Source organism: Asaia sp. VD9 (assembly GCF_037150015.1).
Classification (GTDB): Bacteria; Pseudomonadota; Alphaproteobacteria; order Acetobacterales; family Acetobacteraceae; genus Asaia.
On record NZ_JBBCQM010000001.1, the window covers coordinates 233684 to 258944 of the forward strand.

At 60.6% G+C, this 25261-nt stretch carries 16 protein-coding genes; 7 read left to right on the forward strand and 9 right to left on the reverse strand.

Translation table 11 applies throughout. The features are described 5' to 3' along the window. Positions 1–28: 28 nt before the first annotated feature. Positions 29–1651, forward strand: coding sequence for an ABC-F family ATP-binding cassette domain-containing protein (locus WFJ47_RS01060; protein WP_336760287.1), 1623 nt, complete (start codon positions 29–31; stop codon positions 1649–1651). A 190-nt stretch (positions 1652–1841) separates the two neighbouring features. Here the strand turns inward: WFJ47_RS01060 and WFJ47_RS01065 are convergent, their stop codons facing one another. Together WFJ47_RS01065 and WFJ47_RS01070 are read right to left on the reverse strand one after the other, a co-directional pair. Beyond that, positions 1842–2396, reverse strand: coding sequence for a 2'-5' RNA ligase family protein (locus WFJ47_RS01065; RefSeq protein WP_336760289.1), 555 nt, complete (start codon positions 2394–2396; stop codon positions 1842–1844). A gap of 158 nt (positions 2397–2554) precedes the next feature. Further along, the gene (locus WFJ47_RS01070; RefSeq protein ID WP_158625344.1) at positions 2555–2722 is read right to left on the reverse strand and encodes a hypothetical protein; all 168 of its coding nucleotides are present in this window, start codon (positions 2720–2722) and stop codon (positions 2555–2557) included. A gap of 490 nt (positions 2723–3212) precedes the next feature. Between WFJ47_RS01070 and WFJ47_RS01075 the strand changes: the two genes are divergently transcribed. Next, positions 3213–4382, forward strand: coding sequence for a hypothetical protein (locus WFJ47_RS01075; protein ID WP_336760292.1), 1170 nt, complete (start codon positions 3213–3215; stop codon positions 4380–4382). Between the two features lie 113 nt (positions 4383–4495). Here the strand turns inward: WFJ47_RS01075 and WFJ47_RS01080 are convergent, their stop codons facing one another. Continuing rightward, positions 4496–5170: a TetR/AcrR family transcriptional regulator gene (locus WFJ47_RS01080; protein WP_127101323.1), complete on the reverse strand. Its 675-nt coding sequence runs from the start codon at positions 5168–5170 to the stop codon at positions 4496–4498. 69 nt (positions 5171–5239) lie between these two features. On the opposite strand from WFJ47_RS01080, the gene WFJ47_RS01085 reads away from it, so the two are divergent. Next, positions 5240–6622 (forward strand): cytochrome P450, encoded by a 1383-nt coding sequence (locus tag WFJ47_RS01085; RefSeq protein ID WP_336760293.1) that lies wholly within the window; start codon positions 5240–5242, stop codon positions 6620–6622. Between the two features lie 273 nt (positions 6623–6895). On the opposite strand, the gene WFJ47_RS01090 is transcribed toward WFJ47_RS01085, so the two are convergent. From WFJ47_RS01090 to WFJ47_RS01105, 4 genes are all read right to left on the reverse strand, one after another. Continuing rightward, the gene (locus tag WFJ47_RS01090) at positions 6896–7858 is read right to left on the reverse strand and encodes an FkbM family methyltransferase (protein WP_336760294.1); all 963 of its coding nucleotides are present in this window, start codon (positions 7856–7858) and stop codon (positions 6896–6898) included. 371 nt (positions 7859–8229) lie between these two features. Beyond that, positions 8230–9597: an AarF/ABC1/UbiB kinase family protein gene (locus WFJ47_RS01095; protein ID WP_127101327.1), complete on the reverse strand. Its 1368-nt coding sequence runs from the start codon at positions 9595–9597 to the stop codon at positions 8230–8232. A gap of 3 nt (positions 9598–9600) precedes the next feature. Beyond that, on the reverse strand, positions 9601–11412 hold the full coding sequence (locus tag WFJ47_RS01100; RefSeq protein ID WP_336760296.1) for a M3 family oligoendopeptidase: 1812 nt from the start codon (positions 11410–11412) through the stop codon (positions 9601–9603). A gap of 123 nt (positions 11413–11535) precedes the next feature. Then, positions 11536–12984 (reverse strand): AMP nucleosidase, encoded by a 1449-nt coding sequence (locus tag WFJ47_RS01105; protein ID WP_336760298.1) that lies wholly within the window; start codon positions 12982–12984, stop codon positions 11536–11538. Positions 12985–13075: 91 nt separating this feature from the next. Here WFJ47_RS01105 and WFJ47_RS01110 point away from each other — a divergent pair, with 91 nt between their 5' ends. From WFJ47_RS01110 to WFJ47_RS01125, 4 genes are all read left to right on the forward strand, one after another. After that, the gene (locus WFJ47_RS01110) at positions 13076–13423 is read left to right on the forward strand and encodes a DUF6525 family protein (RefSeq protein ID WP_336760300.1); all 348 of its coding nucleotides are present in this window, start codon (positions 13076–13078) and stop codon (positions 13421–13423) included. Positions 13424–13886: 463 nt separating this feature from the next. Continuing rightward, on the forward strand, positions 13887–15368 hold the full coding sequence (locus WFJ47_RS01115; protein WP_127101335.1) for a hypothetical protein: 1482 nt from the start codon (positions 13887–13889) through the stop codon (positions 15366–15368). After that, complete coding sequence (locus tag WFJ47_RS01120) at positions 15365–16531, forward strand: HlyD family secretion protein (RefSeq protein WP_127101337.1); 1167 nt, start codon at positions 15365–15367, stop codon at positions 16529–16531. The genes WFJ47_RS01115 and WFJ47_RS01120 overlap by 4 nt, the downstream gene beginning before the upstream one ends. Further along, positions 16528–17958: an efflux transporter outer membrane subunit gene (locus WFJ47_RS01125; RefSeq protein WP_336760304.1), complete on the forward strand. Its 1431-nt coding sequence runs from the start codon at positions 16528–16530 to the stop codon at positions 17956–17958. The genes WFJ47_RS01120 and WFJ47_RS01125 overlap by 4 nt, the downstream gene beginning before the upstream one ends. A 42-nt stretch (positions 17959–18000) precedes the next feature. Here the strand turns inward: WFJ47_RS01125 and WFJ47_RS01130 are convergent, their stop codons facing one another. Then, a complete protein-coding gene (locus WFJ47_RS01130) occupies positions 18001–20034 on the reverse strand; it encodes a transglycosylase domain-containing protein (protein ID WP_336760306.1) in 2034 nt (677 codons plus the stop codon). Positions 20035–20097: 63 nt separating this feature from the next. Next, positions 20098–25098, reverse strand: a complete 5001-nt coding sequence (locus WFJ47_RS01135; protein WP_336760308.1) for an MG2 domain-containing protein — start codon at positions 25096–25098, stop codon at positions 20098–20100. Positions 25099–25261: the final 163 nt, after the last annotated feature.

Here is a 25261-nt window from a genome sequence, read left to right on the forward strand (position 1 = left end):
GTGACCCATAAAGCGACCCAGAGGTTCCATGATCCGCCTTGACTCGATCAGCAAGCAGAACGGCCAGCGTGTCATCTTCATCGAGACGAGCGCCGCCATTCAGAAGGGCGAGAAAATCGGGCTCGTCGGGCCGAATGGCGCCGGCAAGACGACGCTGTTCCGGCTGATCACCAAGCAGGAAAGCCCGGATGAAGGTCAGGTTTTTCAGGATCGCGGTATCACCATCGGCTTCTTCAGCCAGGATGTCGGCGAGATGGAGGGTCGTTCCGTCGTGGCTGAGGTCATGAACGGCGCGGGTGAAGTGGCCGAAATCGCCAGCGAACTGGCCCAGCTCGAGGCCGATTTATGCGATCCGGACAAGATGGATCAAATGGAGACCATTCTCGAACGTTTTGGCGATGTGCAGGCACGTTTCGAGGAACTCGGCGGTTACGGGCTCGACAGCAAGGCACGAGAAGTGCTGCACGGTCTGGGCTTCTCGCAGGAAATGATGTCGGGCGATGTCGGCCTCCTTTCGGGCGGATGGAAAATGCGTGTGGCGCTCGCCCGTATTCTGCTCATGCAACCCGATGTCATGCTGCTCGATGAGCCGAGCAACCATCTGGATCTGGAAAGCCTGATCTGGCTGGAGCAGTTCCTGAAAACCTATGATGGCGCCTTGCTCATGACGTCGCATGACCGCGCGTTCATGAACCGCGTGGTCAACAAGATCCTAGAGATTGATGGCGGTACGCTGACCAGTTTTTCGGGTGATTACGAATTCTACGAACAACAGCGCGCCCTCAACGAAAAGCAGCAGCAGGCCCAGTTCGACCGCCAGCAGGCGATGCTGGCCAAGGAAATCGCGTTCATCGAGCGCTTCAAGGCGCGCGCTTCTCACGCCGCGCAGGTACAGAGCCGGGTCAAGAAGCTCGACAAGATTGATCGTGTGGAGCCGCCGCGCCGCCGCCAGACCCTCTCATTCGACTTCGCGCCGGCGCCGCGCTCGGGTGATTCCGTGGCGCTGCTCAAGCAGGTGAGCAAGAGCTATGGTACGCGCACCATCTATGACGGGCTCGATCTCCAGATACGCCGTCAGGAACGTTGCTGTATCCTGGGCATCAATGGCGCAGGGAAATCGACCCTGCTCAAACTCATTGCCGGCGTGAGCGAACCCGATTCAGGCAGTGTCACCATCGGCGCCAGCGTGAAGATGGGCTATTTCGCCCAGCATGCGATGGATCTGCTCGATGGCAGCCGCACGATTTTCGAGACGCTGGAGCACGAATTCCCTCTCGCTGCCCAAGGCTCGCTGCGCGCTCTGGCGGGAGGGTTCGGTTTTTCGGGCGATGATGTCGATAAATATGTCAGCGTGCTTTCGGGTGGAGAGAAGGCGCGTCTGGTCATGGCGCTGATGCTCTATAATCCGCCCAATTTCCTTGTGCTCGACGAACCGACCAACCATCTGGATATCGACACGAAGGAGATGCTCATCCGCGCGCTGAGCGACTACGAAGGCACGATGCTCTTTGTCTCGCATGACCGCCATTTTCTCGGAGCCCTGTCAAACCGCGTGCTGGAAGTGACGCCCGAAGGCCTGCATCGCTATGAGGGCGGATATCATGAATATGTCGCGGCCACAGGCCAGGAAGCTCCCGGGCTGCACGTCTGAATACAGGCGCGACCGGGCCTCTGGTCGCACGCCTCGGCTCCAGTCACTCTATGATGCGCCTATCCCGAAGAAGTCAGGGGTCCGACCCGCCGAGTGTTCGTTGTTCCGCACGTTGTATAGAAGAGTCTCTTTCGCTCATCGCGAGAGGTTTCTTTATCACACACCAACGTAGCGACGAGCTTCGGCGGCACTACGTTGGCAACATCCAGTCACCGTCTTCCATACGCCGCTCGGACAGTTGAAATGCGAAGCGGTCAAGAAGCGTCCAAGGACCGTTATCGTACCGCCAGACCCGCAAAGCCGCACCTTGGGTGCTTCCCTGTCTCGCAGAAACCTTCAGCGTGGCATAGAGCGCATGTGCCTCGTCCGAGCTGACCTTGTTTTGAATGGTCAAATGAGGCCGCCACGGTGCCGCATCCTGACGGGTGAGTTGCTCTGACCCGATTTGCTCAACCAGCCTCGCCCGTAACGCGGCCATCTCGGGGCTACGAATACGATAGGCTACCCCGCGCCCAAGGAGATAGGGCGCCTCGATCACGACATTTGGTGCGACGCCGGGTGCGGAGAGCGCAGCTTTAAGCAAGGGATGAGTCGCTCTTGGCAGAGCGTGGAAAAGAGTGATGTGGGCAGGCACTCGATTACGCTTTGGCGGAAAATACTGGCATCGCATCTGCTGAGCCCAATCCTGGGCAGGCTTCGCGAGTTCGAGCGTTACAATCAGCGGTGCCTCGTCCAGCTTTTCCATGGCGGTTCCTCTTCACGGCCGAGGCAGAAATGCTTTTCGGACAGAGGCTTCAACCTCGCACATGATGACAGGATCCACGGGCGATGCGTTGTTATTTTCTCATACGCACCGCACGCCTCCCGCTGAGCCGGCCTCCCCCGCAGGGTTTTGCGTCATGATCAGCGCGCTATGAGGATCGTCCGGATATTTTCCCACTTGCAGAAGAAGCTTTTCACATAGCTGCCCGGAAGCAGATATGGATGGGTCAGCAGATCAAGCGGGCGGAACGCACCGTCATCGATATCCCGGTTGTAGTGATAGCCGCGGGTCTCGTGAGAATGGATCACCTTGTGTGAGAGACGCTCATCGAAGATCAGTGAGAGCTATGAAGGTCACGCCCTGCACTGTCGGAGAACCGTGGATCTGGTTTCCTCTGACCACGGCCTGCGGATAGGGCTTCATAAGTGGCGGGTTTTCTCGTCGAATTACCGCATGACCATCGAAGAAGCGGCGATCCAGCAACATACTGTCTGGTCAGATCTGCCAAGAAGCCAGCACACTACGTCACGATCGACAAGCGCATACTATCTTCACGAAGCGATAACACGATATCCCGACTGGTTTGCAGGCGACTTCGTTGAAGCCTTCCCCGCCGCAAGCGTTCATACGCGCTCACTTTCTGAGAAGCAGGCCTGCGTTCGCATGCAACACCGACGCTGCACTGCACATTGTATCTATATTAATAAAATGATATCTCCTCAAAGAGAGAATAGTAGAGTTCATGCCAATAACAAACTTTCATGAACGATAGTCATAATATAGATGGACAAAAAATTCGTGAAGAATCCCATCATTCGTCTGACAAAACAGGGCAACCCTGGAAACATCATGATGATCTATCTTGCCGCCATAAAAATGCAGGAGGCGTTAGGCGGTGGTACCATATGCAACGTCAAGATCCCGATCTTCGACATAGATATCCCTGACCTCTACGAAAGTGGGCAGCACGCTGTCCATGACAAGGAGGACACGAATTCCAAACTTTCGGGCAGGCTCCCCACCCGCGCCTACGCCTCTGCTCTCGAAAAGGTGCATGCGAAAGTATTCATGCTGGAAGGGTTCTATCAAAATATTGATAATTTTCCCTCGCGCTCTTCGTTCGATTACGAGAAATATTTCCCGCTTATAGAGAACTCGAGCGAGGGCGGCAGCGATGAGGAACTCGTCATCAGTATAAGAGGCGGGGATATACTAAAACTCATACACCCGCATTACGCCATGCTCCCGCCAGAATTTTACGCGTTTCTGATTCGAAAGACCAGAAAACGGCCAGTCTTTTATGGACAATTAGACGAATCGCCCTACATGGCAGAGTTGCGAGAGCGTTTTCCCACTGCGAAATTTATTCCCTCACGCGGCGTCGCGGAGGATTTTGACTACCTGAGAAAATCGACCCATATCGTGCCTTCTCTGAGTACTTTTTCGTGGCTCGCCGCCTGGATGTCAAAAGCCAAGAATATCTACCTGCCGGTCGCAGGAATATTCTCGCCAACCCAACACCCGTCATCGATGCTCCTGCCAATCGATGACGAACGGTACGAATTCTACTCATTTCCCATATATTACGCGTTGGATATTGAGCATTATCGCACTTACCTCGACCCGGTACGGAATTGTTGGGAGCGGACAGAGCCTCGTCTTCTCTCGCCGGCTTTGAAAAACAGGCATGAATCTTTCGATGCATCGCTCGGACTATTCGATCCGGACGATTATCTACGCCTGAACACCCATCTTGCCGATGATCACGCCAAATTCGGGGGTGTCGGATTGTTAAATCACTTCACGACACACGGCTATTGGTCTGGCTCGAGATCCTTCAAATTCAGTGATCGCGACTACGCGATGCGGTATCCAAAAGCGTCGCTGGAGGTCGCCCTGGGCAAGTATTCCTCACTCCTCGATCACTACCTGCACGTTGGTCGGCATATGGGGTATGACTGTCGATAGACACCGATTCCGTCTGACTGCGTTGAAGCCCCGATCAGTTTCGTCGCAGCCCAACGTCACGGTCTGCTCTGCTGCTCTTTCTGACCCGCAGTATTGGAGCCCACCACTGGCATCTATGGGCGAAACGCGAAGCTCCGGGTATGCAGACGCATCGCGAGCCGGGTCATCCAGGTGCGATAGGGAGCGATAAGCGCGAAGATCTGGCTGAAACCCCATTCCAGATACGTCTCATCGGGGTCGCTGACCCCGATCTGATGGATCACATATCCGAGCCAGTGCGTGGAAATAATGAAGATATTGGCAACGAGCCCCGGGATAGCGGCTTCATCGATGGACAGGGCCTTCATGCGTCTCATCTCCTTGATCACCTCTGTCACGCGTTCGACGAGCACGGCATTGAGTGATACAGCAGGCTTCTGCAACTCGGGTGCCAGTCGGAACAGGGCATTTCCATCCCGCATCAACGCCCGATAGTGCCAACTCAACGCGCACCACGCGCGGAGCAGGTCAACGCCGCGCGCGATACTCTTCAGGAGCTCGGCTCGGCTTGGCCGGTCCGGCGCAACCGGCAGCGAGTCAAAAAGCCGACGTACCTCTGTGTCGAATGCGGCGAACAGGGCTTCGATCAGCTGCGTCTTGGTCCTGAAGTGATAATAGAGATTGCCCTCATTGATCGCGCATCGTTCTGCAAGCTCGCGCGTCGTGAGACGGTCGAACCCGACCTCATTCGCAAAAAGGCGGGCCTCCTCAAGAATTCGTGATTTCGTAGAGGGGAGTGGCGGCTTCATGGCACTCGCTTTCTAAGGTGATCACCTTATATGCTCTAAGGTGTAAACCTTAGATAGCGGAGTTAGGCCATGTCGTCATCCCTGCGCCAGGCTTTCACCACCTTGCCAGCTCAGATACGGGCGGTTACCGCCACGGTTCGTAATCCCATAGAGGCCCTTCCACCATCCGTGTTCCACGAGCGTCTGGTGGAGCGCCATCTCGGGCGCCAGCATATCGTTTATGTCTGCGCACCCGATCTGGTGAGGGAGGCTCTGGTTACCCATGCCTCGTCACTAGACAAGGGCGAGGGATTGCGACGCGCTATCGGCCCGGGACTTGGAAAGGGTCTGCTCACCGCGGAGGGGACAGACTGGAAATGGCAAAGACAGGCCCTCGCCCCGGTTTTTCGCGCAAGTGGGACCGATGCGTTTCTGCCTGCCATGATCGGCGCGACCAATCGTTGCGTGAGCGCGCTCGAAAATCAGGGGGGTATCGTCGCCATCGACCAGGTGATGATGCGCCTGACAGGTCGGATCATCATCGAGACGATGCTCTCCTCCCCCGAGGCCGTTGATGCCGACGCCATGGCAGAGGGGCTCGGCGTATTTCTCAAACAGACCCGCTGGAGCCTGCTCGGCGATCTGCTCGGAACCCCGGAGTGGCTACCGCATCCAGGTAAGGCCAAAGGCCTCGCCGCAGCCCGTGCCCTGCGTGATCAGGCGCTGGCCCAGATACGCACCCGCCGAGGCATAGACCCGTCTGGAGCGCCGGATGACCTGCTCAACCGCCTCCTGATTGCCCGAGATCCGGAGACAGGGCGCATGATGAGCGATGAGGAAATCATCGACAATCTGCTGACCTTTCTGACCGCAGGGCACGAAACCACCGCTCTCGCGCTCGCCTGGACGCTTGATCGTCTCGCTCGTCACCCCGAAATCATGAGAGCCGTGCAAAGGGAGCTGGATACGGTTCTTCCGGATGCCAATCTGGAACTTGACACCGAAAAGCTGGCGCGGCTGGACCTGACACGACGCGTCCTGCGGGAGTCCATGCGCCTGACTCCGCCCGCCCCCATCATCATCCGTGAAGTGCGCGCTCCTTTCAAACTGGAAGGCGTCTTGCTCGAGAAAGGGACGCGGCTCGTCGTACCCATCTGCGCACTACACCGCCACAGGCAGCTCTGGGAAGCACCCGAGATTTTCGACCCATCGCGCTTCATCCCACGCGAGGGCGAGCGGCCTCAGGACGACCGCTATGCATTCATGCCTTTCGGCGCAGGACCACGTATCTGCATAGGCGCACGCTTTGCCGAGACGGAGGCTCTCACGGTCCTCGCCCTCACACTGCGCAGGCTCGATCTGACCCCGGAACTTCCCGCCATTCCACCGGGCAAGCTGGAAATCACGTTGCGTCCGTCAAAGCCGCTCCTGATGTCGGTGAGATCCCGGCACTCGACAATGGCAGATAGCTGAGCCCATCATGAAGGCGCATCGGGCAGGGATGAACTGTCCATGAGCAAGGCCACGGCTTCTCCTGGGGCCACGTTATTCTGTGTGCCCCCCTATCTACGATGCGCCTATGGAGCGTATAGCGGCTAATGGGACCACATGCCGGTCTTATCGGCTATCCGAACTCATAACGGGTGTCTGACCAGCTCCGGAAGCGAACCCTCAACACGCGATCCAGGCTGATAGAGCCCTTTTTCGAAAAGATACGGCCTTCTTGCCGCCCCCCGCCTTACGGGATCAGACATTGTCTGAGACGAGTTCGAGGCGCCGCTTTGCGGGCTCCCTTGCGCCGTCCAAGACGGGATCCTCGTTCCCGGGAGCGCCATCGGTCCGGGTATCAGACGGACCCTGCGTCTCTTCATGAGCCGCCATCGCGTGCGCTGAAACCGGTATGCCCGGATGGGCACTCGAATCCGTGACTTCTGGTAATTCATCCATGGTCATTTCCGATTCGGAAGGGAGGCAGATCATGTTGAAGGAGTGCAGACCAGCATAGCGATTATCGGCTTTACGACGGTAATTGCCAGCATTGAACAGGGTCGTAACGTGCCACCACAGACGGTAGCCCCGCCGCCAGAGGTAATCGATCAGCGATTGCGACTGAGCAGGACGATCATTCTCGATATAGATGACTGGTCTGCATCTCTCGATCAGCCCGGCGGCGCCCTTGAGCACCTGCAGTTCGAACCCCTCGACATCGATTTTCATGAGGCGCACCTGACGCCCCGCCAGGACATCATCGAGACGAATGCTCGGCACGATGACATCCCCCACAAAAGCCTGCTCCTGCATGGAAACAGACCCGAAATTGCCCGGCTGTCTGTAATCCGGCTGGCCGAATGCGACCGAACCCGCCTTGTCCGAGGCTGCGAACGGCCAGGCGATCGCGTTATCAATCCCGTTAAGAGCCAGATTGGCGCAGAGATTCTGAAACAGAAAAGGCTGGGGCTCGAACGCGACGAGACTGGCACCGGCGGTTCGAGCGGCCTGAGCCAAAGCAACGGTCTGGCTGCCATTATTGGCACCGACTTCGACGATCGTGCCCGGCTGGGTGATAAAGCGTCTCAGCAGATCGAGCTCATGCTCGCCGTACTCACCGTACTCTATGAGCGCCTGTCCGATATAGGTATCGAAGCGATTGGCCAGCATGGTGCCATATCGTGCATCAATCAACGCATAGGGGTTCACTATCGAACTCATCGCCACCTACTCCTACCCGGCCGAGATGACGGCCCCCATACTGCACCTCAGGCCGATATACGAGGAAATGCTCATGATCTTACAGAGAAATTGCATGTCGTCTTATGACAGATTCACGTATCGTTAAAATACCGACAAGAAGCCAGACTGCCCTCTTTCAAAATCATAATTTGAGATCGATCCAAAAACTACCTTTAGAGCAGGATAGTTACTACCTCTTATTTCATTTCCATTTCTTACTTTCCATAGGCATCGTGCAGTATCGGACGTACCATCCGTAAGCGCCTGATCAAGAGGAACAATAAAAAAAGGAGCCCGCATTATCGCGGACTCCCTTTTTCAGTGCCAAATGGGCTCTTCTTTGAGAGATTTCAGAGCCCGTTGAGTGGGGGCGGCACACGGGCCGCCTCCAGCGCCTGTTTCTGACGCTCGGCGAGAGCGACCTCATCGAAATCGGCAATAAGCTCCTGAAACAGCTTGTGCCAGTTAAGCTTCGCCTTGAGACGCAGGAAGACACTCCCCAGCCCGATAGCGGAGCGATCGACCAGTACGAATTCGCGCGAGGGGCGCACCCCACCGGTACGCTTGAGCCCCTCGTATACACGCTCGGCGATGTCGCGCCCGAAATTCGGATCGTCGCTTTCCTGAATGAAGCGTTCACGATCATCCATCAGCGGTCCGTAAATGAAACGCGCCCATTCGTTGAGCACGGCCGCCGTATCCCGGGAAATTCCCTTGAAGCCCCAGGCTTCATAGGCCGCAAAGGCCATCTCCTCGTTATTGTCACGCAGCGCATTGAACAGGTCAATGATCCCCTTGATGAAATGCGCGGGGAAAATACGGATCGCCCCGAAGTCGAGCAGGTTCAGCCCCCAATCGGAGCGGATGGTAAAGTTCCCCATATGCGGATCACCATGGATGATGCCGTAACGATAGACGGGCGTGTACCATGCCTTGAAAAGCGCGGTGGCGATCGCATTGCGCTCTTCCTGAGTGGGATTCGTGTCGAGGATTTTCTGAATACCGCGCCCCGATACCCATTCCATGGTCAGCAGGCGACGCGTCGAGAGCGCCTCGACGGGCAAAGGCACCGTCACCTCAGGGATATGCTCGAGCATCGCACGATAGAGGCGCATATGCGACGCCTCGCGCTCATAGTCCAACTCCTCGCGCAGGCGCTCCTCAAGCTCGCGCACCACCTCATCCTGCTTGATGGCGGGCAGGAATTGCTGAACCAGCCCGACGACGACGCGAAACTGGCGCAGATCGGACTCCACCGCCGCATTCATATCCGGATATTGCAGCTTGCAGGCCACATCCTGACCGTCTGACGTGACAGCGCGGTGCACCTGGCCGAGGCTTGCTGCCGCCATGGCCTGATGAGAGAAGGAGCGGAACTGTCGCTCCCAATTCACGCCCAGCTCCGTCACCATGCGGCGGCGAACAAAGCTCCAGGCCATGGGCGGAGCATTGGCCTGAAGCTCGGCCAGCTGATTGGCGTATTCCTCAGGCAGGGCGCCCGGAATGGTCGAGAGGATCTGCGCGCCCTTCATCAGCGGGCCCTTGAGCCCGCCCAATGCCGCGCGCAGGTCATTTGCGTGAATGGCCTGATTGGATTTGAACCCCAGCTTGTTGCCGATCACCCGTGTCGCGATACCGCCCACCGTGCCGGAAGCGCGCGCCATACGCTTGATCTCGCCGAACAAGCCTGTCTGATCCAGATCCTTGGGGGTGCTCATCGGTTAAGCGCTCTCGTCCTGTTTTTCCTGAGCCTCGAGCTCATCGATGAAACCGCTGATCACGTCCAGCCCCTTGCGCCAGAAACCGGGATCGGTTGCATCGAGCCCGAAAGGCGCCAGCAGCTCGGCGTGACGTTTGGTTCCACCAGCTTCCAGCATCGCGACATAACGATCCTGGAAGGCGCCTGTTCCCCCCTGCCCCTCGACCGCGCCCTGATACACGCCGTAGAGCGCATTCACGAGGCAATCGCCGAAGGCATAGGCATAGACATAGAACGGCGAGTGCACGAAATGCGGCACGTATGACCAGTAGCAATCGTAATCGGACGTGAACTCGAAGGCGGGGCCGAGACTGCGGGTCTGAACCTCGCGCCAGATCTCCCCAAGGCGCTCCGGAGAAAGCTCACCCTGCTTGCGCTCATCATGCACCCGGACCTCAAACTGGTAAAAGGCAATCTGACGCACCACCGTGTTCAGCATGTCCTCCACCTTGCCCGCCAGCATGCGCCGACGACGCTTCGGATCGGTCTCGGCATCGAGCAGGGCCCGGAAGGTCAGCATCTCGCCGAAGACCGAGGCCGTCTCGGCCAGTGTGAGCGGCGTGGAGGAGAGCAGATAACCCTGCTTTGCCGCGAGAAGCTGATGCGCACCATGCCCGAGCTCATGGGCGAGGGTCATCACGTCGCGCGTACGCCCATGATAATTGAGCAGCACATAGGGATGCGTATCCGGAGTGACCGGATGCGCGAAGGCCCCGGATGATTTTCCCGGCACCGGCGGGACATCGATCCAGGCATTTTCCATGAACTGTCCGACCAGCCCACCCAGACGCGGATCGAAACGCTCATAGGCATCGCGCACGATGGTCTTGGCCTCATCCCAGGGAATCAACCTGTCCTCGTCGCCGGGGAGAGGCGCGTTGCGATCCCAGTGCTGCAGCTTCTCCAGGCCGAGCCAGCCCGCCTTGAGGCTGTAATAGCGATGCGCCAGACGGGCGTAATCTGCGTCGACTGCCGAGACGAGGGCCTCGACCACCTCGTCTTCCACCATGTTCGCGCGGTTACGGCTCGATGTCGGGCGCGGGAAGCCCCTCAGCCCGTCTTCGATCGCCTTGTCCTTGGCGAGCGTATTGGTGATCAGAACCAGAAGGCGCTGATTGGCGCCAAGAACACGGCTGACCTCTGCCGCCGCAATGCGGCGCTTTTCCCTGTCAGGGCTGGACATCTGGTTGAGCGCGTCGCCCAGCGGGCGCTCTTCTCCCTCCAGCGTGACGGTAAGCGAGGCCATGGTCTCGTCGAATAACCTGTTCCAGGAGGCGCGACCCGTCACCGATTTCTCGACCAGAACCTGCTCGACAGCATCAGACAACTGATAGGGCCGCCACACGCGCAGATCGCGTAGGAACGGGGCCCAGCGGGCCAGATCGGGCTGTTCGAGCAGCGCCGCAAGATGGGCCTCATCCAGACGATTCAACTCGAGCGTGAAGAAGAGCAGATGCGACGAGATGGCCGTCAGCCGCTCGGTCATCCCCTGCGAGAAACGCCCAGTTTCGGGATCGCTCGTATGGGCGGCAAAGCTCAGCTGGGCAAAGGCCCCGAGGCGTCCCATGCGCTGATCGATACGCTCATAATCGGCAATGGCTGCCGCCAGCCCTGACGCGCCGGCCTGATCAAGGTGGTTCTTCCAGCGCTCGGCGAAATCGCGCGCCTCGGCCTCGCACGAGGCCAGATCGCGCGCAATGGCAGGATCGGACAGCCCCGCATAGAGGTCAGACAGATCCCAACGGGGCAAGGAGGCGCTATCGGCTTGGGCCATGAATTCGGGTCCTTGAAAATCTCGTGCCGTTCGATCTGGGGCCTCCCCGACCGATTGGCCAGTGGGCCTCACCCCGGCTTGATGGGGAAAAGCACATCTTGAATCGCGCCTGAGGCGCGAAACTCAGCGGAAAGCGGGCTCGTCGAAACCGCGCAGCTTGCGCGAATGCAGGCTGTCCACCCCGCGCTCACGCAGAAGCCTCATGGTTTCGATACCGACCATCAGATGCTGGCTTACGCGCTCACGATAGAACGCATTGGCCATGCCGCGCAGCTTGAGTTCGCCATGGAGCGGCTTGTCTGAAACACAGAGCAGCGTGCCATAGGGCACACGGAAACGAAAACCATTGGCCGCAATCGTCGCGGATTCCATGTCGACGGCAATCGACCGGCTCATGTTGATCTGGGTGAACAAGGCGCGCAGCCGCAACTCCCAGTTGCGATTATCGGTGGTCAGTACCGTCCCCGTACGCAGCCGCGTCTTGATGTCGCGCTCATCCAGCCCGGTCACGCGCTCCATGGCTTCCTGCAGCGCCACCTGGACCTCGGCAATGGGTGGCACGGGCACCCAGGTCGGCAGGTCGTCATCGAGTACATGATCGTCACGCACATAGCCATGAGCCAGCACGTAATCGCCCAGAAGCTGGGTACGGCGCAGCCCGGCGCAATGCCCGACCATGAGCCAGCAATGCGGGCGGAGCACAGCAAGATGATCGGTAATCGTCTTCGCATTGGAAGGCCCGACCCCGATATTGATCAGAGTGATCCCGTCCCCATCGGGGCGACACAGATGATAGGCTGGCATCTGAGGCAGCGAGGCCGCTGGATGACCTGATTGCCCGTACTTGGTGTAGATCGCATCCCCGGGCTCGACGAAGGCGCTGTATTCGCCCCCGGCATCGACCTGGGCGCGCGCATAGTCGCGAAACCCGTCCACATAGCGCTGATAATTGGTCAGCAGAATGAAGCGCTGAAAATGGCGCGGAGCCGTACCAGTGTAATGATGCAGCCGTGCGAGCGAATAATCCGTGCGCTCGGCTGTGAAAAGCGCCAGCGCCCGTGGGGCATTCGGGTCCGGAATGATCTCGCAATTGGCAATGGTGTCATCGGTCATATGCAGGTCCGGCAGGGCATAATTATCCTGCAGGAGCCTCAGATCGGCCTCGGTCAGACCAGTCACCGCCTCTTCCATCACATAGGGGAGCGGCATGGGCCGACGCGATACACCAACATAGACTGGCTGCTTGTAGCACTCGATCAGGTTCTCGATCTGCGCGCGCCAGTAGCTGCGGAACAATGCCGGACGGGTGAGCGTGGTGCCATAGAATCCCGGCTCAAGCAGCACGCCAAAACGCGGTTTGACATCGGCGGGAATGGTGCCGCGCACCAACGGAAAAGCGAGATAGGGATAAAACGACTCAGCGGGTTGGCGGGCGGCAAAGGCATCCCGAAGACGGGTCACCCCCTCGTCATACAGGGCCTCGATACGGTTCAGTGCAGCCTCAGGATCATGAAAGGGGGTAAAGCCGCTCCCGACCCGATCGAAAAGCGTATCCTGTTCTGCTGCGCTCATCTTCCACCTGTGGCTTCGTGTTTCCTTCAGGCTACCCTGTTGCGCGCAAGAGCGATAGACGCGGAAAAAGTTATGTTATAACATCACTCTCATGAGAGACGCTCTGACCGGTTTCCCGTCTGCCGATAATGACGGCACCTGCCGCAAAACGCTGTGGCGCCGCCATGAAGGCGATGCGTGGGCCGCCTTCGATGCCCTGCCCAGAGCCATACGCCAGCGTCTGGCCGAGCATGTTTATGATGCCTGGTCTGTCAACGCGCTCATTCTGTGGCGGCACTACAAGAAGGTGCATGGCGCGACCGAGCGCGCCGAACGCGCGATGATACGGTATCTCGATTACTGCGAACGCCTCGAACAGATTGCATTCGTGGCGCAAAACGGCCCCCTGCCCCATCTGCAGGCTGGCGCGACGCCGCTTCGCTACGATGCCCGCCCATGAAAGCGCTGGTCGGGTCAGGAGCTTGCACGCGCTCGAGACCAGACCTGCTTCCCGCAGCGGGGACACGGATATCGCCGTAAGAACTCGCTTGCCCTTGGCCAGAGAGACAACACGAGAACCTGTTTCTCGCCGAGCCCATTGCACCTGATTTCAAGTCGATTGACCGTCTGTAGCGTTGAAATAACGCGACCCGGACGGTGCTCACTCTTTTGTCACACCAAAGAGCCGCTTCGTCTGCCATACTATGCAGAAGCCATAGATCATATCCTGATAAAAAGGATTGCCTGAACAGTCATTTCGCTTCCGGCGAACCCTGACTTCAGCGTCAGATACATGGCGATACTGCAAGAGGGCCGCATGACCACGGTAGTCTTCACTGTCTAGTCCCGATCCAAGCGCGGGGCTTGAACGTCCCCCCCTGCTCGGCGCGCCCTATATCGCGCATCACCCGGTTTGGCGGCGCATGCTCTACGCGATGATGGGTGTTTTCATGCCGATTGTCGCCTCAGCGCAGAATTCACTTCTTTCCGGCAATCTCGGCAGCGCCGCAGGCGAGGCCGGGCTGACTTCGGCTGAGGCTGAATGGCTGATCGCGGCCTTCGTGGGCGCGGCAGCCTTCGCCAATCTGGTGGTGATCAAGGGCCGCCAGCAATTTGGCGTCATGGTGTTCCTCACCACGCTGCTCGGGATCAATGTGGTGACAGGGCTCATCCTGATCGCCTGGCCCTGCTTTGCAACACTCGCCATCAACCGCGTCAGCAATGGTCTGATGGTCTCAACCAATGTGGCCGGCGGCGTCTATTATCTGATCCAGGCCCTGCCGAAATCACATCGTGTCATGGCCATTGCGATTGCCATAGCCAGTTTGCAAATGGCCAACCCGATCGCCGCCCTTCTGCCGGTCGAGATGCTGACCCGCTCGTCCAATCATGGCTTTGCCTGTCTCGCCACAGCCATGGGCGCCTTTCAGCTCTGCCTCGTCCTGCTGCTTCCTCTACCCCGGACCAATACCGGCAGGGTCTTCGAGGGGCTCGATGGGTTATCGGCCATATTGTTATGCGGCGTCTCGGTCTGCCTCGCCTCGTTTCTGACGCTCGGCAAGACAATGTGGTGGACCGATACGCCCTGGATCGGCTGGCTGCTCATCGGCACGATCCTGTTCGCCGCAGCGGCTTTCGCATTCGAGAGTTGCCGTACGCGACCGCTGCTACAGATCAACTGGCTCAGTACCGGCACGATCCTGCGCTTTGCCGTCGTGGCCATCGTCGAGCGCCTGCTGCTCTCCGAGCAGAGTTCGGGGGCGACCGGGCTGCTTTCCCATGCCGGTCTGCTCAACGACCAGTATCATACGCTCTATCTTTTCGTGATCCTGGGCATGGTCGCGGGCACAACGGCGATGGGTCTGACCTTGTCTCCCAAAGCCATTCCCTTCCAATGCATCGTCGCCCTTCTGGCCATTGCCCTCGCCTCGTGGATGGATGCCGGCAGTAACGGCCTCACCCGTCCATCCAACATGTATGTCTCGCAGATGCTGCTTGGCTTTGGCACCACGCTCTTCGTCGGTCCCGCCCTGCTCTACGGCGTCATCCTTGTCCTGAAATCGGATACGAGCCACTTCATCTCGACGATCTATGTCTTCGCCATCACACAAAGCGTTGGCAGCGTGACCGGCGCGGCCCTGCTTGGCAGCATCCAGTATTATTACGAGCGCTATGCGATGGTGGGATTTGCATCGCGGCTTTCGGAAACCGCCTCGTCATCGCTTGTCAGTTCCTCGATCGGCGTCTCCTCGATCTCGAACACGCTGTCAGACCAGGCTGCGGTCATGGGCTATCTGAACGTGTTCGGTTTCGTCAGCGTGTTCGCTCTCGCCGCGGCGGCGCTCATCGTCCTCATCATGCTCTGCAATCACTTCCTGACCCTTTCGAACAGACGCCTCTCATGACAGAAACATCCGCCTCCCCCTCTGACCAGAAGCCCGTGCAACCAGCGGCATGGCATCCGCCAAAGCGCACCCTGCCCATTCTGGCTCTGGTTGCCCTGCTGGCCGTGATCGTGATCGCGTGCGTGCTTGCCGCGTTCGATCTCGCCCCTTTCGGTGTAGAGGGCGTCAGCACGGATGATGCCTATCTGCAGGGTCACGTGACCATCGTAGCCCCCGAAGTTCCGGGCTATATCGAGGGGGTCTATGTCACCGATTATGCACCCGTGCATAAGGGCCAGCTTCTGGTCCAGATCGATCAGAGCACCTATCTGGCGCGCGTGGCCCAGGCAGAGGCCGATCTCGGCAGCCGTCAGGCAGCCCTGATCAATAACAGGCAGAACCAGGCATCGGCTCGCGCAAAGCTTGACCAGCGCCAGGCAGCCCTCATGACAGCGCGCGCCCATCTGACGCATAGCAGCGCCGATCATCGTCGCCAGGCCGCACTCGTGGGCGATCAGAGTGTCTCGCAGAAGGAATATGACGCGGGGCTGGACAGCTTCCATTCTGACGAGGCTTCGCTGCGCCAGGCCCAGGCCGATGTGCGCGCGGCAGAAGCGGATGTGAAATCAGCCGATGTGCAGGAAGATGTCCTGAGTGCCGATGTCCGTCAGGCCCAGGCCGCACTCGACTCTGCGCGTATCGATCTGAACCGCACCCACATACGTGCCGCAAGTGACGGGGTGATCGGCCGCACGGGGGGCACGCATATCGGAGCCTATGTAGGCGCGGGAACGGCTCTCTTCTCGCTGGTGCCGAACGAGCGATGGGTGGTGGCGGAGTACAAGGAAGCCCAGACGGGCAATATCCGCGTGGGACAGGCTGCGTCGTTCACGGTGGACGGGCTGAACGGCCAGAAATTCACGGGCCATGTGTTTCGCATCGCCCCGGCGACCGGCTCGGAGTTCGCCGTGGTGAAGCCCGATAACGCGACGGGCAACTTCGTGAAGATCCCGCAGCGTATCGGCATCTATATCGCGATCGACCCCAACCAGCCCAATGCCGAGAGACTTGCTCCGGGCATGTCGGTGGAATCCTATGTCGCAACGCCTGGAACAAGCACTGCGGCTGCGCCTCCCGCAACCAATCCGCAAGCGCGATCCGTGGCAAAGGATGGTGCCTCGTGAGCCGCCTTCGCCGCACCGGTCTGATGGCGGGGCTGGCTGCCCTGCCCTTGCTGCTCGATGGGTGTCAGAAAGGGGATTTCATCCTGCCTCAAGGCTCCGGTGTCACCGCACCGGCCTCGTGGCGCGCCGACAGCACGTCGCAAAATGTCGAGGGGCTCGACCCGCAATGGTGGGCTCAGTTCGGCGACCCGGTTCTGGTGACGCTGGTGACACAGGCTCTGGCCGCCAACCCGGACCTGGCTCTGGCATCGGAGCGTGTGCTTCAGGCACGTGCCCAGATGCGTCTCGCCCTAAGCGCCCAACTGCCGCATGTTGACGGTCAGGGGCTTGGTATCGGCAACGGGCATCTCATCGGCCAGAACTTCAACACCTATATCATGGGCGGTGGCCTCACCTTCGATGCGGATCTGTTCGGCAAGCTACGCGAACAGACGCGCGCAGCACGTGCCCAGACGCTGGCGAGCGAAGCCGATCGTGAAACGGTCAGGCTGGCGTTGATAGGCGATACGGTGCGCGCTTATGTGGCCTTGCAGGCCTCGCGCAGCGCGCTCTCCATCCTTGAACGCACGCTCAGCGTGCGCACCGCCGAACAGGCGCGTGTAAGCCATCAGCTCAAGGCGGGTTATGAAAAAACCAGCTCGCTCGATCTCGCCAATGCCCAGGTCAGCGATGCGGAGGCCCAGATCGCCTCGACCCGCCTACAGATCGCCCAGCAGGAAGACGCCCTGAGCGTGTTGCTGGGGGATATTCCGGGCGATCAGATCAGGACCATGACCGCAGGACTGCCGCTCGAGGCGCTGCGTCTGCCCCCTGTCGTGGCGCCCATACCGGCGCGGATACTCTCGAACCGGCCAGATCTGGTTTCGGCAGCCGATCAGGTCATCGCAGCCGATCACTCTCTCCGATCGGCACGCGCGGCCTTCCTGCCTGACATCACGCTCAATCCCGGAATCGGCACCGCAGGGGGGGCCTCACCCATTTCCGGTACGGTCTGGGCACTCGGTGGCAGTGTGCTTGCGCCAATCTTCGAAGGCGGTGCCCTGCGTGCGAAGGAAAAAATTGCGGTTTCGCAGCGCAACCAGGCCGCATGGACCTATCGCAAGACCGCTATACAAGCCTTTCGCGAAGTGCAGGATGCTCTCTCGGGGACGACCCATCTGGCGGCGCAGGAGGTCAGCCTGCGCAACAGCTTCGCCTCACGCCGCCATACGCTCGAGGATGCCCGCAAGGAACTCAGTACCGGCTATGTCAATTATTTCGATGTCGCCGATGCCGAGACGGCGTCGCTCTCGGCAGAATTGCAGACGGTGCAGATCCGGGCCTCGCGTCTGGCCGAGCTGGCCACGTTATATCAGGCGGTAGGCGGGGGCTGGACCCCGCCGGACAACCAGAAGCCCGCCACCCACCCACCGGTCAGCAAGGGCTGAATGTCAAACGCCCGCCTGCCATAAGGAGGCGGGCGGAATGCCCTATCGAACGCGTATATCGACCGCGCTTCCCGCTCCTGTGGCATCGACCAGCGCGATATGCACAAAACCTGGTCCATCGGGTTTCCATGACGGGGTGATGCCGACCGGCGTGTCGAGCGGCACGCCATTGATCAGCCATCGATAGGGCTCGACGCCCCCCGTCGCCACCAGACCGAGCGGTGTTGCGCTTCCGTCATCGGCGAAACTTTCGACAATGCCCCCATTGGCGGGCTGCACGATCTGGGGGCCCATGCGCCCCTCGAGCTTCTGCAAGGCGGGAGACAGCCGCGTGGGCACGAAGGCGTCATCTACCGTGGCTTCGCCCTCCTCGGGAAGGATATCGAACACGCGCATCAGGACCGGTGCACTGGTGGTGAGGCCGGTAATACCCGGTACCGCCGTGCCATCGGGCCGCCCCCCCCAGACCACGGCCACCCAGTCCCCTCGGAGCCCTGCTGCCCACGCATCGCGCTGGCCATAGGAGGTGCCTGTCTTGAAAGCCACACGCAGGCCTCCTGTATCTGCGCGCCCTCGGGGCAAGGGTGTGCCACTCAGGATCGAGAGGATCTGACGGTTCGCGCGTGCTCCGATCAAGGGGGTGCCGGGACGCGGCTCCACCGGCCAGTCGAGCGTGAGGGGGCGCGATACCCCCCCATTGGCAAAGGCGGTGTAGAGCCGCGCGAGATCGAGCGGCCTGATACCGACACCCCCGAGGGCCAGGGCCAGGCTGGGCGAGGTGTTCGCGGGGAGTTTCAGCACGATCCCCGCCGCGTCCAACGTCCCGGCGAAATATCCTGCCCCGATCATGTCCAGTGCACGTACGGCAGGCAGATTATAGGAGCGCTGGAGCGCCGTACGCACCGTCGTGGTCCCATGAAAGATGCGGTCGTAATTGCGGGGCGCATAAAAGCCAAAACGCGTGGCGCGATCCTGCATGAGCGTATCGGGCGCGAGCAGACCGAGCTGGAATGCCATCCCGTAAATGGCCGGTTTGAGCGCCGAGCCCGGTGAGCGCCAGGAGGTGATCATATCGCCCGCGCAGCCTGCACATCCATTCCCTGCGTGACCCTGCCACGCGGCGATGCTGCCATCGCGCCGCACTACCAGCGCAGCCCAGGTGCCGCCCGCAGGCGGGGGCGTTTCACGCAGGATCTCGGCTAGCCCGGTCTGCAGGCGACGATCCAGCGATGACCTGTAAACGCCGCGCTGGCCCTCACGCCATTGCCATGTCAGGGCTCCCGGCGCCTCATGAACGATGCGTTCAACATGCAGAGCATAGGACATGGCCCCCCGTCGCGACCAGCCGGTATCGGAAACAGCGTCCAAGAGCCGTGCCACAGCCGCGCGTGCAGCCTCAGGATGGCGGTCGGGCCGCAAGGCGTGGGGATGGCGCGCCATGGCGATCAGCAGCGCCGACTCCTCTTCACTCAGATGCAGGGGCTCATGACCGAACCAGAGCAGGGAAGCGGCCCTTATTCCCTCGATATTCCGGCTTTCGGGCGCGAGCGTCAGATAGAGATCGAGAACCCCTTTGCGTCCATAGCGCCACTCGAGCTGCAATGCGCGCGCCATGTCCTGCATCTTGCCCCGCAAGCTGTGACGATGCGGTTCCAGCAGACGCGCGGTCTGCATGGCAAGGGTCGATCCCCCGGAGACGACATGGCCACGCGTCACGAGCTGGAAAAAGGCGCGCGCCAGTGCAGGAGCGTCAATCCCCGGATGCTGCCAGAAACGGCGGTCCTCAATGCGCAGGAGCAGGGCAAGATAGCGCGGGTCCGTGTTCGCGCGTTCGGTGGCGAATCGCCAGGCACCGTCGACGCTTACGCGGCCATCGATAATCTCGCCCCGCCGATCCTGCAAAAGCAGGGCCTGCTGCTGGGCGCGGTGCATGTCGGGCGGAAAAAGGCGATCCGCCCCCCACAGCCCGCATCCGGCCACCAGAGGGAACGCCAGAGCGCCCAGCAGAAACCCCGTTCGCCGCTTTTGCGGCCTGTATTGCCGCCACAGCGTGCGTACGGAACGAACCCGGCTCATTCTCGCTCCCGCTTTTTCCCCAGCGCGCATCCCCTTTTCCGGCGCGGTCATCGTCACGCGGCCTCAGCGAGGCGCAATGACGATCCGACCCGCCGCCGAGCTTCCCATGACGCCAGGATTGAAGCGATCCCGAACCAGTGTTTCGGGCCGCAAAAACTGCCCCGGCGTCACCGCACGCACGATATAAGCGAGCCGGAACGCGCTGGAGCCAAGCTGATCGCGCCCGCTCGGGCGGTAATTTCCCCCGGCGAGGTCGAACGCCGCCACATAGCGATCATCGCGCAGCGCGACATGGGTCGTTCTCGTCGTTTCGCCCAGGAATACCGGCCCGGCATCGGATCGGCGCGTTTCAGACTCCTCATCGTCACGGCTCTGTCCCTTCACCGCCGATTCGATTTCCCAACCGGCAGGAAGCAGATCGGTGAGGATGCAATGATGCGCGTTGCGATCTTGCGCCTCTCCCTGGATCACCACGAGGAAGCGATCATTCTGTCGCCCTTTGGCAGGATCATAGACCGTGCCATCGAGGTTCAGGGTCGAGACATGCATGGTGAAGCCGGATACCACCGCAGCAGGCACCTCTTTCGGGGTACCGGAGAGCGTGACCGTCAGCCAGAGCGGTGTCGTGCCGCTATTGGTGAGGCGATAACCGTCCAGCTCTCCCGGTGCGGGCATGAAGGAAGCGGGCATCGCGATCGGACGCTGAAGCTCCTTGCCATTGACCGCAATAGCGCGCGTCGGATCCGGGCGGTCCATGGCGCGGGCGGCCTCCAGCAGAGCCGTGATGGTCTGTTGTGACATCCAGTCCAGAGGCACGTCGAGCATCGCGAAGCGGTCAGCCAGTTTCTGGGCCATCCCGTTATTGCCGCTTTCAGCCGCCAGGGAGACCAGGCCGCCAAGATCGCGCAGATACGTCCAGTAGCCGAGATCGAACAGGGTCGGACGCCCCGAGCGAACCGGACCAAGGGCATTGACCGCCATGCCGAACAGCATATTGCTCATCGGGCGCTCATTGCCGAGCGCCAGACCGCCAGCCAGATGACCCAGGGCCAGGGAATTGGCAAAGGTCGCGCTGGCCGCATTATCTCCCCAGAAGATACGGGTTGCCCCGTCCGACAGCCGTGTGGTCGCCCGATCGCCCAAAGCCCTGAGGGCTGGAATATCGAGCCTGCCTGCGCGGGCCAGGAGATAGAGCGCATAAGCGCGTGTCTCGGGCGTGACGGCTGCTTCGGTCCCGCGTGCAGAGCGATCTTCATCGCCCGGTGACTGAACCTGGGAGGTTTCAAGCCAGTCCAGCGCATGGTCGAGCGCATGAGCCGGAACCTTGTAGCCCGCCTCGCGCGCATGGATAAGGAAGTCGACGACGTAGAGCTGCTCCCATGGAAAGAGCGCGCCGTCATTCAGTCGCCATGACCCGAACCGTCCGCCAGCGTCTTCCCGGTCGATCAGCATATCGATGGCGGTCCGGATACGCTTGTCGGCCCCTTCAGGAACGACGAGACGGGCAATCTGCTCATGCCCCTTGAGCGCCAGCAGACCGCGCGCCGAAGCGGCAAGGCTCAGACTATCGGCCCCCATGCCCGATTCAAGCGTCTGGAACAGGCCTATCGTGTCAATGCCCTTCACTCCGGAATAGCCCAGCGTGACGGCGGAACTTCCGGGTTCAAACGCGTCGAGCAGGCTGGCCGAGGCCTGATAGCTCTCGCCCGGCGCCTGACTCTTTAGGCTGGAGCGGGTGACGGGCAGGTGGCCGGGGCGTATCTGGATGTCCCAGCTGCGCTCGAGCATCACGCGTCCCTTCGGATCCTGCAGCTTTGCCATCAGATGAGCGATACCCGCCTCCTGCGCCTGAAGCGGGATGCGGAACGACTGACGCGCACCTTTCGCCAGTTCAGCCTCGACATGGGTCTGACCTGTCAGACGCACGGGACCGCTCGCTGAGAGCGTGACGCTGTAACGGCCAGCCGCACCTTCCGTATTCACAAGCGAGACGAGGCTCTCCGTCACGTCATGCGGCGCGAGAAAGCGCGGCAGGGTCAGATCGGCGAAGACGGGGTCACGCACGAGCATATCGGATTCCGATGTGCCAAGCGCATCGTCGGACCATCCGGTGACCATCACATGGAGCGTGCCCTCGAAATCGGGTACAGCCAGAGGCACGACGGCCTTGCCGTCATCGCCAACACTGACCTCTCCCGAGAAGAGCGAAACGACGCGGGTGGAGGTGACGGCAAGGCCTGCCCCACCGTCATCGCCCTCATCGCCCCCTTCGCGGATCTCTCCGCCCTGACCGATCGGGGTCATCAGATGCGCATAGCTGTCCTTGACCTCGAGCGCGAAGGCATGGCGGCCATAGACCAGATCGAACACATCGGGCAGCTTCCAGCGCGTCAGGGCCAGAATGCCCTGATCGACGGCCGAGACCACCAGATGCACGTGTTTGGCCCCCCTGACCGTTATCGGGAGATTTGTCGTGACCCGGGGACGGACAACGGACGGCGCAGTCACGTCAAGTTGCAGGCGATGCGCCGACTGATCGATCCCGATATAGCCAAGCCCCACCGCACGAGAGGGTTCGTGAGGGCGCGACGGGGTATCGAGCGGCCTGAAGGCCGTGACCAGAACATAGGCCCCACCCGGCCATTTCGCACTGGCGGTGACGGGGATGTCCAGTCCATTCTTGGGCAGGGTGACCGTCTGCACGCTCTCGATGCGATCGGTCGCGATGAGAATCTGGGCTTTCCCGGCGAAGGGTGCCTGTACATGAACGACGGTCTTGCCGCCGATGGGCAGAACCTTGTCCCTGATCGACAGGCTGAGGCGGTCAGGGGCATTGGGCTTTTCAGCCGCGTCGGACCACCAGCCCGTGGTGAAACGCTGTGAACTGGCCGCGTTGCTCTGGGGGTCGGAAATCACCATGCGATAGCGCCCGCTATCGAGATCGGTCGCGAAATGCGCGCGCCCCTGGGCATCGGTGACAAAGTCGCCCGATTTCACCGGTTCGTCGATCACATGGCGCACGAAGTGCCAGCCCCCGCCATTCATGATCCAGTCATAGGTCTCGTTTTCGCGCACGAGAGTCCATTTGAGCGTATGGGCGGCCAGAGGGCGATTATCCGGCCCGACGAGGAGCGCATCGACCGGCACGGATTGGGGTGCGCTCTCGCCACTCGACGGCGGGGGCGTCACGCGCACCCCGATGAGAGGCCTGTTGCGCCTGATCGGCAGGGTAAGGGTTTTGCTGACAGCGCGGCCAGCCGGATCAAACAGGCTCACGCGTAGCTCTGCCTTGAGCGGCAGGCTGAGCCCCTGCGGCAATTCCGGGGCGATCGTCAGACGGGCGTGACCCGCCTCATCGGTCTGGGGTACTTCGACATTCTGCTGGTCGGGGCTGAATTCCTGGGTCTGCAACCCGAAAACATATCCTTGTGCACCGGGTACGGGAGCCTCATCGCGCATGATGCGCGTGAACGCCTCCCCCCTCAGATGCGCAGCGGGCGCGCCGTAGAGATAACGCCCTGTCAGGGTGATATCCAGCGGCTCACCCTCGGTAATCGCCGGATGCTCGGACGTGACATCCACGGCAATCGTCTGGGGCACGAAATCCTGCACAAGAAGTGTGGCCCGTCCGATCGGGGCAGAGGTCGGATCGACCAGGGCTTCGATCGTCCAGCTTCCTGCCGCCGCGCCAGGGGACAGCGGCAGAGCCGTCACGAAGCCGCCATCGGCCTGCGGTTTGAGCAGGTCCGTTCTGGCGCGAACCCCGTCGGGTCGGCGCAGGACAAGCGTCAGAGGCAGATCAGGCAGCGCCTTGCCCGTCGAGTCACGCAGAAGGAGCGTAGCATTGACCGTCTCACCGGGACGGTAGATGCCACGATCGGTGACAATGACGGCCTGTTGCGGCCCCGGCGCAGGGTGACCCTCGGCACCGCGATCGGAAAAATCGAACCATGCCTGATTCAGCGAGGTCATGGAATAATCGCCATCCGGCCCGGTCGCGATGAGCGATACCGCCTGATCGGCGCCCTTGCCTTTGAGCAGTCCGGGCGCGAATGTGACCAGCCCCTCGCCATCGCTCACCGCCTGCCCCAGGTCATCCCCCCCCTGAGCGACAAGGCGAATGGCGACGCCCTTCATGGGCTGGGCCGTGGACAGGGCACGGGCATAGACATGCAGCCCGTCAGCGCCACGATAGGTCGTGAGCGCCATATCGCTCACATTCACCCAATGCGCCGCAATCGATTGTTCCTCACGCGGGTCATACCCCTCGTTGCCGGTGCGCACTCTGGGCAAAGGAGCGGCAATAGCGCTCTCGGCCCGGGGCGTACGCGCATTCTCGGCGGTGACGAGGTAAAGCCCGGGCTTCTGGCCCTGGATCACGCGCGCGATGGGGAAGGCCGTTACCGCGGTAGCGTTGCGCCCGCCCGGCGTATCGAGCGTACCGGACCAGACCTGACTCAAACGCTTCTCGCGCAACGCATTGAACTCGTAGCCGTCCAGCGCGGTCGCGCCCGTATCGATACGCGGATAGCTGCCGTCGCCGCTCATGCTCTGGCTGGCATTGGGCGATACGCGCCAGACGCTGACCCGCACCTGTCCCATATTGACCGTCTGAACATCCAGACCGGCTACACTCCGGCGTGGCAGAATGAAGCCTTCACCGGCGAGGCTCAGGCTGGGTGTCCGGTCCCCGGTAGACATGCCGACAGAAATAGGCGCGTCGAGCGTATTGCCACGCGCATCATGGACACCGGTCGTGAGTGTGACCTTGTAGCGTGTCGCCCAGGCCAGCCCACCGAGGCAGAGATCTCGATTGCGTATGGCGATATCGGGGCGAATGGCCGGAGCGATCTGGACATGATCGGCGTAATGCGGTCCAGCCTGACTATCGAGCGGCGTTGCAAAACGCAGGCAGAATTCCGGGGTCTTGCCGCCAGTATTCAGCAGGCTACGCTGGAACTGCATCGTTCCGGCCTGGGCTGCCCCGGTAAGAAGAACAACCGAGGCCGCGGAAAAGGCCAGAAGGCTCTCGCCCCACCAGATACTGTGAACTCGCCGCGCCATGTTTTCTGCCCCGCCGGTTGAAAAAGAGACTCCGTGATGAGCCGAGGGGAAGCGGAAAACAAGTATCGATCACTTAATCTTCATAGATCGATATTTGAAGGTATCGTTCTGAAGCGTCCCACATCAGCGTTCTGCCTGGTGTTTTGGGTAATTACGGATGTCT

Bases quoted from the DNA above. Each gene is read 5' to 3' on its own strand.
- WFJ47_RS01060 (WP_336760287.1), top strand. From the start codon at position 29: ATGATCCGCCTTGACTCGATCAGCAAGCAGAACGGCCAGCGTGTCATC.
- WFJ47_RS01065 (WP_336760289.1), bottom strand. From the start codon at position 2,396: ATGGAAAAGCTGGACGAGGCACCGCTGATTGTAACGCTCGAACTCGCG.
- WFJ47_RS01080 (WP_127101323.1), bottom strand. From the start codon at position 5,170: ATGAAGCCGCCACTCCCCTCTACGAAATCACGAATTCTTGAGGAGGCC.
- WFJ47_RS01085 (WP_336760293.1), top strand. From the start codon at position 5,240: ATGTCGTCATCCCTGCGCCAGGCTTTCACCACCTTGCCAGCTCAGATA.
- WFJ47_RS01090 (WP_336760294.1), bottom strand. From the start codon at position 7,858: ATGAGTTCGATAGTGAACCCCTATGCGTTGATTGATGCACGATATGGC.
- WFJ47_RS01095 (WP_127101327.1), bottom strand. From the start codon at position 9,597: ATGAGCACCCCCAAGGATCTGGATCAGACAGGCTTGTTCGGCGAGATC.
- WFJ47_RS01100 (WP_336760296.1), bottom strand. From the start codon at position 11,412: ATGGCCCAAGCCGATAGCGCCTCCTTGCCCCGTTGGGATCTGTCTGAC.
- WFJ47_RS01105 (WP_336760298.1), bottom strand. From the start codon at position 12,984: ATGAGCGCAGCAGAACAGGATACGCTTTTCGATCGGGTCGGGAGCGGC.
- WFJ47_RS01110 (WP_336760300.1), top strand. From the start codon at position 13,076: ATGAGAGACGCTCTGACCGGTTTCCCGTCTGCCGATAATGACGGCACC.
- WFJ47_RS01115 (WP_127101335.1), top strand. From the start codon at position 13,887: ATGCTCTACGCGATGATGGGTGTTTTCATGCCGATTGTCGCCTCAGCG.
- WFJ47_RS01120 (WP_127101337.1), top strand. From the start codon at position 15,365: ATGACAGAAACATCCGCCTCCCCCTCTGACCAGAAGCCCGTGCAACCA.
- WFJ47_RS01130 (WP_336760306.1), bottom strand. From the start codon at position 20,034: ATGAGCCGGGTTCGTTCCGTACGCACGCTGTGGCGGCAATACAGGCCG.
- WFJ47_RS01135 (WP_336760308.1), bottom strand. From the start codon at position 25,098: ATGGCGCGGCGAGTTCACAGTATCTGGTGGGGCGAGAGCCTTCTGGCC.